The following is an 11,842-nucleotide window of genomic DNA, read 5'->3' as shown; positions in this document are numbered from 1 at the left end:
CATGTCTATCATTCTCCATTGGAAATGAGTTTTTTTATAGCATTTATATAATCGATTCTAGGATTATAACCTGGAATGATTTCATAGCTTTTCTCCTCAAAAGTATCGATTGGTATCGATTTTCGTCCTCCGTTTTTCATGTTGCACCACGCATCATATAAAACGGAAAAAGGTAGTAAAAAGTATCGATCCAGTTTAGAAAAACGCACAATGGTAAATGCTATTCCTTGTTGACTAGTTACATTTTTCATGTGGGTGATTTGATGTTCATGTACATTTTTTAAAGGGAAAGAAGTTTTACTTTCCGTTTCTTTTGCTTCAAAATCAATGTAGTAGCCGTTCCACACCCCATTATAATCTGTAGTAGATGGAGTACGAAAATATGCTTCTCGAATGACTGCCGCACTCCTTTTTGGATACTCTACTTTGACGATTTGGATGGGAACAGGTTTCTTATGAATGATTGCAATTTGTCTACTTAAATAGTACGCATTTGTCTCATTGATTTCATCTTCAAGAGTTTTTCCTCGATTTCCAAAAGAAAAATCTTTGTTCTTTTGAATAGGATTCGCATTTGATGTTGTACTTTTCGGCTTATATGGTTTTCCGTTCGGATATTTGAGCATCCTAAAATCACCCTCTTGAAAATGATATCCAAATCTAGAAATAAGTTTAACATAAAAATTTATCGAAAAAATTGTTCTTTTAGCTAACGATGTCTAGTTTTGGCTAGATGAAAGGTTTTCTCCTATATATATTGAATTAACAAATATAAGGAGGGATTCGTATGAATAAATTTCAATTGCTTATATCTCAATTGGATTGTTTAGATGAAATGATGACCGCCAAACTAGAAAATGAACGAGCTATGATTAATGACTACTTTTTCGGACAAATTGTTTCCACTCATCAAAAAGTAAGCTTAGCAGAAAAGAATGTTCATGTAAAGAATGCTTGTTCCCCTATTGCTAGTGAATTAGAATAGATTTTGATACACTAAGAATAAGAGGGTAATCTCTATGAAACTGCTAGAACTGACGAAATGGTTATTAGATGAGTGTGATGCGTCAAGAAAACGTTTTTTTAAAATGAGAGAACTTGACGCAACACCTCTATTTTTTGAAGAAGTTAAACCGCATTCGGATGATGTACACCAATTCCTCATAGACTGGAAAGAACTGGCCATTCAATGGATTGAAGAAACTAAGCCAAAATATGTGCATATACAACAAATTTACAATGTCGTAGAATCGATGGATCAGTTCGTCGTACAATCCTTTTATAAAGAAACGAGCAAAAAAAGATTCCTTCAATCGGTGCATTCGGTACAATATACACTTTCAACATTGTTAAGGTATTTGGAGGAGAAGAACGGTGAAGAAAAAAAGAACGATTGATGAGTTAGTTAGGGAATGGCAAGAAGATGAGGAAATAAAACAAAATATTGCTCATATCGTGACAATGGAAGGTAGAGAAGGGCAGTACGCAGATTTTCCCGAACATCTTCATCCTTCTATAAAAAAAGCGCTACAAGAGCGAGGAATAAAAAAATTATATACGCATCAACGCCAAGCATTTGATTTAGCTCTTGCAGGAAAATCTTTTACTGCAATTACGCCAACCGCTTCCGGAAAGTCTCTCTGTTATCATTTGCCCGTATTACAAAAGATTTTAGAAGACCCTTCATCAAGAGCGATTTATTTATTTCCGACAAAAGCGTTGGCACAAGATCAAAAGACAGATTTAAATCACTTGATTGACGCCATGGATGAGGAAATATACAGCTATACTTATGATGGTGATACAGCACCAAATATTCGGCAAAAAGTAAGAAAAGCTGGCCACATTGTAATGACGAATCCCGATATGTTACATTCAGGCATTTTGCCCCACCATACGAAATGGGTCTCGCTTTTTGAAAATTTAAAGTTTATAGTCATCGATGAACTCCATACATATAAAGGTGTTTTTGGCAGTCATGTAGCCCATGTCCTTCGGAGATTGCTTCGAATTTGCCATTTTTACGGCAGCAATCCTGTTTTTATTTGTACATCAGCAACGATCAAAAACCCAAAAGAGTTGGCTGAAAAATTAACAAATACGAAGCATGAATTAATTTCTCAATCAGGTGCACCGGTAGGAAAGAAAACTTTTATTTTCTATAATCCTCCAATTATACATACAACATTTGGTGTTCGAAGAAGTTCTATATTAGAAGCAAGAGATTTAGCAGCGAAACTATATCAAGCTGGGATTCAAACGATTGTCTTTGCCAAATCCCGTGTCAGCGTCGAAAGGCTCGTTACGTATTTAAAACAGCTAACAAAAAATAAAATTGCAGATGAATCAATTCAAGGCTATCGGGGCGGATATTTACCTTCAGAGCGGCGTCAAATTGAAAAAGGTTTGCGAGATGGCACAATCCAAATTGTTGTAAGTACGAATGCCCTTGAATTAGGTGTCGATATCGGACAGTTACAAGCCTGTATTATGACAGGATATCCAGGAAATATCGCCAGTGCATGGCAACAAGCTGGACGAGCGGGGAGAAGACAAGATTCCGCATTGGTAATATATGTAGCAAATTCTACTGCTCTTGACCAATATGTCGTCAACCACCCGGACTATTTACTGGGCAACGCTCCGGAAGAAGCACTTATTAATCCAGATAATATTTTGATTTTGATGAGTCATTTAAAGTGTGCTTCATTTGAATTACCTTTTTCGACGAATGAAACTTATGGAGAATTTGAAGTTCAAGAGTTGTTAGAGTATTTGCAAGAAGAGGGCGTTCTAGTGAAAACAAATGCTCATTATTATTGGATGAGCGACCGTTTTCCAGCTCATGATGTAAACTTGCGTTCAGCTGCTGGCGAAAATGTCGTCATTATTGACCAAACCATTCCAGCGGGCACGAAAGTAATTGGTGAAATGGATACGTATTCTGCTATGACGTTATTGCATGAAGAAGCGATTTATCTTCATCAAGGAGTTCAATACCAAGTGGAAAAACTCGATTGGGAAGAGAAGAAGGCATATGTTCGTGAAGTCGATGTAAATTACTACACAGACGCCAATTTAGCTGTGGAACTAAAAGTGTTAAGTGAAGATAAATCAGCTATGTATCAGAATGTGACGGTTAGCTACGGAGATGTAAGTTTAGTCGCTATACCTACTATTTTCAAAAAGATTCATATGACAACATTAGATAATATTGGATCCGGAAAGATTCATATACCACCTATGGAGATGCATACAAATGCTACGTGGATTTCCTTTGATTTGCCGGAAAATTGGTCAGAGGAGATGCTGACAGATGCATTAACTGGGGCTGCGTATGCCATCGGATCATTCATCCCGTTGTATATCCAATGCGATCGAAATGATGTCACAGTTGTTCCACAAGTAAAGTCCGTACACAATGAAAAACCGACTTTGTTTATTTATGACAGCTATCCTGGGGGAATCGGTTTAAGTGAGAAAGTATATGATCTTCTCGTACCTATTTTAGAATTAACGATTGAACATGTCTTATCTTGCCCATGTGAATATGGTTGCCCGTCTTGCATCGGTGCACAAGATAATTTATCCGATGGAAAATCGAGAGTATTGAAAATATTAAAGATTTTATTTAATGAAATGATGTGATGGTATGAGTTACGAAAATAAAATAATGCAACTGAAAAAAATGCTTGGAAAGAAGAAAGAACAGCATTCTGAACAACCTTCATATCAAAAACCAGAAAAACCAGCCTATATTTCCAATTGGGAAAAGGCTGGGCTTTCTATCGTAGAAAATGACTTTGGAGTGGTGTTTCATCGACAAGTCCGATATCCATTTACTTATCAGCATGGATGGTATCAACTTCAACAATTTTTTCAGGCAGTAGAGAAGTGGGAACAGACTAATTTTCACCATCCATATGCTATATCCTCAGAGGAAACAGTGTTGTTTTTTGATACAGAAACAACGGGCTTAAAGGGAGTTGGAACTCAAATTTTTCTCATTGGTTTGCTTGGGATTGATGAAGAGGAATTTGTGTTGAATCAATACGTATTAGCTGATCCAGCAAATGAAGCAGCATTATTATTTGAATCAAAGCTATGGCAATGGGGGAATACAATTGTATCATACAACGGGAAAAGTTTTGATTGGCCGCAGCTTGAGATGCGTTGGACCTTTCATAAAAACTTTTTGCCGAAATTACAAACGCCTAGACAAATCGATTTATTACATAGTTCAAAGCGAATCTGGAAAAACCACTTAGAAAAAGTAAAGTTGACGAAAGTGGAAGAAGAAAAATTAGGTTTCAAAAGGGAACATGATATTCCGGGATTTCTTGCTCCGATTATTTATGCAGATGCGGTGAAGAGCGGAAATGCTATCGAACTAATGAAAGTTCTTCAACACAATGAATGGGATATATTATCATTATTGACGCTTTATATTCATTCAACAAATCTTCTTCTTGACCATGCGTTACAAGATGATGCAGTTACATATATAAATATTGGAAAATGGTACGATGATTTAAAGGAACGTCAACAAAGCGAGAAAGTATTATTATCTGTAACAAATCAATTTGATGTAAAAGAATCAGGACTCGCATATTTCTATTTAGCATTTCAACAAAAACGCAATAAACAATTTCTAGAATCAATTGAATCTTTTCAAAAGGCCATACATATAATTGACGAGAGAAAAAAATTGAAAGCTTTTGAACAATTGGCAATGCTCTATGAACATCAAATGAAAGACTATTCAAAAGCATTACAGTATACAATAAAAGGAATAGATTTGCTTCAACAGGCAACATTTTTCAATGAGAATCAAAAGAAAAAACAGCTAGAAACTTGGGATAAACGTTTGCAGCGTATAAAAAAGAAAAATGGGAAATTATTTCATACTTTTGAATAGAAACTTTCATTTCCCAGGTAAGCGCAAATATTGACAAAATCTTTTCGTTCAATGAGTCGAAAATTGCAAAAAATATAATTATAAGATGTTTATTTGTCCTTTTATAACGTTATATGTGATATAATATAGGGTACGTATGTATCGATGGAAGGGCGATGTGCATGAAAATAAAATTAAACTCTAAAATGATATTGGAAAAAGAATTTAAAAGACAAATGAAGGGCTACAATATCGATGAAGTAGACCAATTTTTAGATATTATCATGGAAGATTACGACAATTTCAATAAAATGATTGAAGAATTACAAGCTGAAAACGAACGTTTGAAAAAAGAACTAGAAAATGCGACTAAGAAACAACAGATCCCTCAACCAACTTTAGGAAATACGAATTTTGATATTTTAAAACGGTTATCGAATTTAGAGAAACATGTGTTTGGAAGTAAATTGTATGATTGATAAAATCCTCAAGTTGTTTTTGAATTAATTGTCTAGTATAATGATTTTTAGATCATAGTGGTTTCGAGTAATCGCTGCAAACGATTTTCGTTTGTAGAGGAAAGTCCATGCTCACACGGATCTGAGATGACCGTAGTGTTCGTGCTTACCGAAAAAATAAGGTAAGGCAAAGCTTACGCAGCTTTGACGGCGGAAGGAAGACCTAAGTCCTTTTTGGATATGGTTGACACTTCCTGAAAAGTGCCACAGTGACGTAGCTTCATCGGAAACGGTGAAGGTGGAACGCGGTAAACCCCACGAGTGAGAAACCCAAATTATGGTAGGGGCGCTCTCCCGAAGGAAATGAACGGAGGGAGGGACGGGAAGAGTGGTTCTTCCCGTAGATAGATGATTACTACCTGACAGTACGAGGCGATCGCCGTTTGAGTACGCAGGCACAGAACATGGCTTACAGAAATCACTATGATAAGGAAACAAACACATTTTTAAATGTTCATCGTATACTTCAATTAAAATTATCGTCATAAGCTCTCCATTAAAGGAGAGCTTTTCTTTATATAATCGATGCGGGGGAGAATGGATAATGGTGGGGAAAAATGAAAATCAATCAATAGATAAACAGATAACCGAGTCAATATCAGCGAAGGTATTAAAAATCATTATGGATAATATTACTGAAGGCGTACTCGTAACGGATGAAACGAAGAGAATTATATTCGTTAACCCAGCTTTTGAATACGTAACTCGCTATCATTTTGATGAGGTTGTTGGAAAAAATCCTACAATCCTCCAATCTGGCATGCATGATCACAGATTTTATCAATCTATGTGGGAATCCATTCATCAACAAGGGATATGGCAAGGAGAAATATGGAATCGAAAAAAAGATGGCGAAATTTATCCTGAGTGGTTAAAAATTAAGGCCATTAAAAATGAACAAGGGGAAATTACAAACTATATCGGGATATTTTCTGATATATCAGAGAAAAAGATTATTGAAGATGAATTAAAAAATAAAATCTTAACCGATACACTTACCAATGTGAATAATCGATATTCTTACTTAGTGAAAATGAATTCTCTTTTGGATTCCAACACTTTGAATAATAAAAAAATGCAAGTACAACATGCTTTGATTTTCATAGACTTAAATCGTTTTAAGCAAGTAAATGATACGTTAGGTCATATAATTGGCGATGCTTTGCTTGTGGAAGTAGCAAACCGCTTAAAAAATTTAGTGAGTGAAAAAGATATAATTGCCCGCCATGGAGGAGATGAATTTATCATCACTTTAGTAAATATTTCTCACCCGAGAGACGCTGCGCACTTTGCAGAAAAAATTATTCGTAAAATAGAGGAACCTTTTTTTATTGATGGTCATGAAATCTATATGTCAACGAGCATTGGCATTAGCCTTTACCCCATTGACGGCCAAACGACAGACGAGCTCATCTATTGTGCAGATAAAGCAATGTATTATGCAAAGCAAAAAGGTGCGAATCATTTCTCCTTTTATTTTGATGAATTAAATGTGAATAAGGCCAAATTATTAATTCTCGATAATGAAATGCGGAAAGGGATAGACAATAAACAATTTACTTTAATGTATCAACCAAAAGTATGTTTAACTACAAATCAAGTAATGGGTTTAGAAGCGCTAATTCGTTGGGAAAATGAAAAATTAGGATATGTTTCGCCAAATGAATTTATTCCATATGCAGAAGAAAGCGGCTTAATTATCCCTTTATCAGAATTAATCATTGATTTAGTATGTAATGATATCAGTTATCTTCATCAATCAGGCTTTCCAAATCTCCAAATCTCAATTAATATTTCCGGGCTTCACTTTCAGCAATATAATTTTTTACAATCAATCCAAACGATATTAGAACGAAATAACATATCAGCAAAAAATTTAGAGTTGGAAGTAACAGAACGAACAATTATGAATAACGATGCGGATACGATTAGAAAATTAGTTCGATTAAAGCAACTTGGTTTTAAAATAGCCATCGATGATTTTGGCACGGGTTATTCATCTCTCAGCTACTTAGTAAGATTTCCGATTGACTTTTTAAAAATTGATAAAAGTTTTATTCAACATATTACCGCTTTTGCTGATAAACAAGCTGTTGTTGATGCAATTATTCAAATGGCTCATCGCTTGAATCTTCAAGTTGTTGCTGAAGGGGTAGAAAGCATTCAACAATGCAACTTATTAAAGAATATGGGTTGTGATTATATTCAAGGATATTATTTTTGTAAGCCTAAACGAATTGATGATATAATAGACTTCTTGAAAATATGGGAAATTGAACATCAAGGATGGATGTAAATGACAAAATTTCAACTAGTAGCAACATCTGCAATGGGATTAGAATCAATTGTTGCAGACGAAGTAAAAGCATTAGGATACGAAACGAAAACAGAAAACGGCAAAATCTATTTTGAAGGTGATGAAAGAGCGATTGCTCGAACAAATCTTTGGCTTCGAGTTGCCGATCGAGTAAAAATCGTTGTTGCACAATTCCCTGCAACGACTTTTGATGAATTATTTGAGAACACAAAAGCCATTGAATGGGAACAATATTTGCCTGTTGATGCAAACTTCCCTGTCAGCGGAAAATCAGTGAAATCAACTTTATATAGTGTACCGGATTGTCAAGCAATCGTAAAAAAAGCGATTGTGGAACGGTTAAAACATGCTTATAAACGTATTGGCTTTTTAGAAGAATCGGGAGCAACTTTTAAAATTGAAGTATCAATTTTGAAAGATTTGGTAACACTGACAATTGATACAAGTGGTGCGGGACTCCACAAAAGAGGATATCGGGTAGGCCAGGGTGATGCACCTTTAAAAGAAACATTGGCTGCCGCTTTGGTAAAAATCTCAAAATGGTCACCTCACAGACCTTTTGTAGATCTTTTTTGCGGATCAGGTACGATTCCAATAGAAGCAGCGATGATTGGCCAAAACATTGCTCCTGGATATAACCGAGAATTCATTTCGGAAGAATGGGATTGGATGAATAAGTCAATTTGGGACGATGCCCGAGTGGAAGTAGAAGACTTAGCAAACTATGATCAGCATCTTGAAATTTTAGGTACAGATATCGACCATCGAATGGTGAAAATTGCACAAGACAATGCAATGGAAGCAGGTTTTAGTGATCTTATTACTTTTAAACAAATGCAAGCAACTGATTTTACGACTACTTTAACAGACGGGGTAATCATCTCGAATCCTCCGTATGGTGAAAGAATTGGTGAGCGTGAGCAAATTGAAAAGGTTATTGTTGAACTAGGTAAAATAATGAAAAATTATCCAACCTGGTCGGTTTATTTGCTGTCTTCAATGGACAATATTGAAGAATTGTACGGCAAAAAAGCAACGAAAAAAAGAAAATTATTTAATGGATTTATTCGTACTGATTTTTATCAATTTTGGGGACAGAAATCCATCAAGTAACAACCTATGAATATCGAATGTTGTTAATTTATGTCGATTTTCTTATAATATAAATATTGTTAGTGATTAGCAAAGATTATGTAGACTTCAATAGGTGTCTTGAATAGTTTCGAGACACTTTTTCTTAATGTCTAAAAAGTAGGCATTCATAAAGGAGATTTGAACAATGAGACCATCATTACCTTTTGAATTATCAAGAGAGAAAAGTTTTTTTGATTCCTTAGGGGATTGGATTGGCGACATTTTTTATGATGTATTACCCGAAAAAGGATTTGAATGTCGGGATGAACAAATTTTTATGAGTTATCAAATAGAGAAAGCATTAAAAGAAAATAACGTTTTGTTTGCGGAAGCGGGTGTTGGAACAGGGAAAACCCTCGCTTATTTATTGCCCGCAATCGCTTACGCTCGTTACAAAGGGAAACCCGCTTTAATTGCATGTGCTGATGAAACATTGATTGATCAGCTTGTGAAAGATGAAGGGGACATCGCAAAAATTGAGAAATATTTAGGATTGAAAATTGATGTAAGGCTTGCGAAATCCCGTGATCAATATTTGTGTTTAAAACGTTTTGAGGAAGCGGAATTGTATGAAGATGATGAATGGATAGATGAGATTGCTTTCAACATTCCAGAAGAAGTGTTTGCTGAAAGTTCAGCTGTACAAATCCCCCTTTATGGTGCAAGAAGCGATTATCCACAAATTAGCGATGAAAATTGGAATAAGGTGAATTACAATTCCATTATGCAGTGTAGTACGTGCGAGAAACGTAATCGTTGTGGTCAGACGCTGCATCGTACGCATTATCGAAAAGCGACTGATTTGATTATTTGCTCGCAAGATTTTTTAATGGAACATTTAGCAACAAAAGAATCTCGTAAAAGAGAAGGGCAATTAACACTTTTACCTGATGTTTCGTTGATTGTATTAGATGAAGGGCATTTATTGGAATATGCAGCTCAAAAAGCGATGACAAATAAAGTGCAAAATTATACCATTGTAAAATTGCTAGATCAATTAATGGTAGACGGTATTCGTGAAAGCACGTTATATGCGATGGAAAAATTGCAAGATGACCACGAATTATTTTTTGACCAACTTCGGGAAGATATCGTACCATCCGATGAAGACAGAAAAACAATTCAGAAATCCGAAAAATTATTGGCATTAGGAAAGCAACTAATCGATGATGTAGAAAAATTATTGGAAGAGTTTGTGTTTGAATCAGAAATGTACGTTATTCCGGAATATGAATTGAATATTGTTGAAGAATTTTTAGAAGAGTATGAGGCCGCTTTAAAAATATTTATTTCAAAAAGCGAAGCAGTTGATTGGCTGGAAGATACGGATGGCGAAGAAACGTTAGTCATCATGCCAAGATTAATTACAGAAGTATTAGAAGAGAAGTTATTTTCGAACAATATACCGATTATCTTTTCATCCGCAACATTATCCGTCAATAAAGATTTTTCTTACATTGCTTCCAGTTTGGGTGTGAAAAAGTATCAGCATTTTAGCGTACCTTCTCCTTTTGATTATGATGAAGTTATGAAAATATATTTACATGAATTGAATGAAGATGAGAAAGTGAAGAAAGTAGAAGAGCTGCTAAAACAAAATAAGAAAACATTGGTACTGTTTAAATCTAGACAATCGATGTTGAATTTTAAAAACAAATTACCAATAATGTCACGGTTAACAGTTGGTTTTGAAGGAGATCGAGAATTAACATCCATTATTCAAGATTTCCAAAACGGCACTATTAAAACCCTATGTTCCTATCATTTATGGGAAGGTGTGGACTTGCCAGAAGAGGCATTGACACAAGTTGTTATTTATGAATTACCATTTCCACCAAAAGATCCGCTTTTTGATGCAAAACGAAAATTTGTTGAGAAACCATTTGAAGAAGTAGATTTACCATTTATGTTACTGCGATTGCAACAAGGAATTGGTCGACTCATCCGCACTTCAAAAGATTACGGTGACGTTCACATTTTATTAAATCAAGAAGATAATGCAATACAATCACGTTTTGTTGAAGTATTGCCAGTGAAACCACAATAATGAACGAACAGATATATGCAAAAAGTCTATATAGATTTTTTGCATATTTTTTTATTTTTAAGAATATAATTTTTTAAAAATTGTTGAAAGTGGTCGTGTCAATGCTGTCTATGTCGATGAATGTCTGTTATTGTAAAAGATGTACGGATTAATCTATTCGAAAAAGGGAGAGAAATATGAGATTAAAAGGAAAAGTTGCCATTATAACAGGAAGTGCAAATGGAATAGGTAAGGCCGCTACCATTAGGTTTTTGGAAGAGGGAGCAAAAGTAGTCATCGCAGATATACAAGCAGAAGAAGGAAAACAATTTGAAAAAGAATTAACTGAGCGAGGTTATGACGTTTTATTTTACCAAGTAAATGTTGCAAAAAAAGAAGAAGTTGAAAAAATGGTTGAAAAAGTGAAGGAACATTATGGCAAGATTGATATTTTAATCAATAATGCAGGTATTACAAGGGACGCGATGCTTGTAAAAATGTCAGAAGAACAATTTGATGAAGTCATCAATGTAAATTTAAAGGGAGTTTTCAATTGTACGCAAGCGGTTTCAAAAGTGATGATTGAACAAGGACATGGAAAGATTATTAATACTTCATCTGTAAGCGGTGTTTATGGGAATGTGGGGCAAACAAATTATGCTGCTGCAAAAGCGGCAATAGTGGGCATGACAAAAACGTGGGCGAAGGAACTTGGAAGAAAGGGTATAAATGTGAACGCTGTCGCTCCAGGATTTACGAAAACAGCAATGGTTGATAAGATGCCAGAGAAAATATTAAATTATATGGAATCGATTACAAGTTTAAAAAGGTTAGGGGAGCCAATCGATATTGCAAACGCTTACTTGTTTTTAGCTTCGGATGAATCAAATTACATCACAGGTCATATTTTACATGTAGATGGTGGAATTATGATGTAAAATTCAAAATAC

At 35.0% G+C, this 11,842-nt stretch carries 10 protein-coding genes and 1 other RNA gene; 10 read left to right on the top strand and 1 reads right to left on the bottom strand.

The features are described 5' to 3' along the window. Window positions 1-8 precede the first annotated feature (8 nt). On the bottom strand, window positions 9-626 hold the full coding sequence (gene recU, locus NSQ18_RS01395; RefSeq protein WP_016836996.1) for a Holliday junction resolvase RecU: 618 nt from the start codon (window positions 624-626) through the stop codon (window positions 9-11). Between the two features lie 161 nt (window positions 627-787). Here recU and NSQ18_RS01390 point away from each other — a divergent pair, with 161 nt between their 5' ends. From NSQ18_RS01390 to fabG, 10 genes are all read left to right on the top strand, one after another. Then, entirely contained in the window at window positions 788-985 is a 198-nt protein-coding gene (locus NSQ18_RS01390) for an endonuclease (RefSeq protein WP_096550842.1), read from the top strand. A 34-nt stretch (window positions 986-1,019) separates the two neighbouring features. Beyond that, window positions 1,020-1,397, top strand: coding sequence for a YppE family protein (locus tag NSQ18_RS01385; RefSeq protein ID WP_016836998.1), 378 nt, complete (start codon window positions 1,020-1,022; stop codon window positions 1,395-1,397). Beyond that, the gene (locus NSQ18_RS01380; protein WP_016836999.1) at window positions 1,375-3,648 is read left to right on the top strand and encodes a DEAD/DEAH box helicase; all 2,274 of its coding nucleotides are present in this window, start codon (window positions 1,375-1,377) and stop codon (window positions 3,646-3,648) included. Before NSQ18_RS01385 ends, NSQ18_RS01380 begins: the two co-directional genes overlap by 23 nt. A 25-nt stretch (window positions 3,649-3,673) precedes the next feature. After that, complete coding sequence (locus tag NSQ18_RS01375; RefSeq protein WP_339288705.1) at window positions 3,674-4,918, top strand: ribonuclease H-like domain-containing protein; 1,245 nt, start codon at window positions 3,674-3,676, stop codon at window positions 4,916-4,918. Window positions 4,919-5,079: 161 nt separating this feature from the next. Continuing rightward, entirely contained in the window at window positions 5,080-5,376 is a 297-nt protein-coding gene (gene gpsB / locus NSQ18_RS01370; RefSeq protein WP_339288703.1) for a cell division regulator GpsB, read from the top strand. A 59-nt stretch (window positions 5,377-5,435) separates the two neighbouring features. Continuing rightward, window positions 5,436-5,832: RNase P RNA component class B (gene rnpB / locus NSQ18_RS01365), an RNA gene on the top strand. Window positions 5,833-5,959: 127 nt separating this feature from the next. Then, the gene (locus NSQ18_RS01360; protein WP_339288701.1) at window positions 5,960-7,711 is read left to right on the top strand and encodes an EAL domain-containing protein; all 1,752 of its coding nucleotides are present in this window, start codon (window positions 5,960-5,962) and stop codon (window positions 7,709-7,711) included. Beyond that, window positions 7,712-8,845: a class I SAM-dependent RNA methyltransferase gene (locus NSQ18_RS01355; RefSeq protein ID WP_016837003.1), complete on the top strand. Its 1,134-nt coding sequence runs from the start codon at window positions 7,712-7,714 to the stop codon at window positions 8,843-8,845. It abuts the gene before it with no gap. A gap of 166 nt (window positions 8,846-9,011) precedes the next feature. After that, complete coding sequence (locus NSQ18_RS01350) at window positions 9,012-10,913, top strand: ATP-dependent DNA helicase (protein ID WP_339288698.1); 1,902 nt, start codon at window positions 9,012-9,014, stop codon at window positions 10,911-10,913. A 176-nt stretch (window positions 10,914-11,089) separates the two neighbouring features. Beyond that, window positions 11,090-11,830 carry a 3-oxoacyl-ACP reductase FabG gene (gene fabG, locus NSQ18_RS01345; RefSeq protein WP_096550850.1) on the top strand — a complete coding sequence of 247 codons (741 nt, stop codon included), beginning with the start codon at window positions 11,090-11,092 and terminating at the stop codon, window positions 11,828-11,830. Window positions 11,831-11,842: the final 12 nt, after the last annotated feature.

Origin of the sequence: Ureibacillus sp. FSL K6-0786, from assembly GCF_037965165.1 — a bacterium.
Lineage (GTDB): Bacteria > Bacillota > Bacilli > Bacillales_A > Planococcaceae > Ureibacillus > Ureibacillus thermosphaericus.
Note: the sequence above shows the minus strand (reverse complement) of the source record. Positions and strands in the feature narration are given on the sequence as shown.

What these genes read in the sequence shown, in the direction of transcription:
- recU (WP_016836996.1), bottom strand. Translation starts at nt 626, where the DNA reads ATGCTCAAATATCCGAACGGAAAACCATATAAGCCGAAAAGTACAACA.
- NSQ18_RS01390 (WP_096550842.1), top strand. Translation starts at nt 788, where the DNA reads ATGAATAAATTTCAATTGCTTATATCTCAATTGGATTGTTTAGATGAA.
- NSQ18_RS01385 (WP_016836998.1), top strand. Translation starts at nt 1,020, where the DNA reads ATGAAACTGCTAGAACTGACGAAATGGTTATTAGATGAGTGTGATGCG.
- NSQ18_RS01375 (WP_339288705.1), top strand. Translation starts at nt 3,674, where the DNA reads ATGCAACTGAAAAAAATGCTTGGAAAGAAGAAAGAACAGCATTCTGAA.
- gpsB (WP_339288703.1), top strand. Translation starts at nt 5,080, where the DNA reads ATGAAAATAAAATTAAACTCTAAAATGATATTGGAAAAAGAATTTAAA.
- NSQ18_RS01360 (WP_339288701.1), top strand. Translation starts at nt 5,960, where the DNA reads ATGGTGGGGAAAAATGAAAATCAATCAATAGATAAACAGATAACCGAG.
- NSQ18_RS01355 (WP_016837003.1), top strand. Translation starts at nt 7,712, where the DNA reads ATGACAAAATTTCAACTAGTAGCAACATCTGCAATGGGATTAGAATCA.
- NSQ18_RS01350 (WP_339288698.1), top strand. Translation starts at nt 9,012, where the DNA reads ATGAGACCATCATTACCTTTTGAATTATCAAGAGAGAAAAGTTTTTTT.
- fabG (WP_096550850.1), top strand. Translation starts at nt 11,090, where the DNA reads ATGAGATTAAAAGGAAAAGTTGCCATTATAACAGGAAGTGCAAATGGA.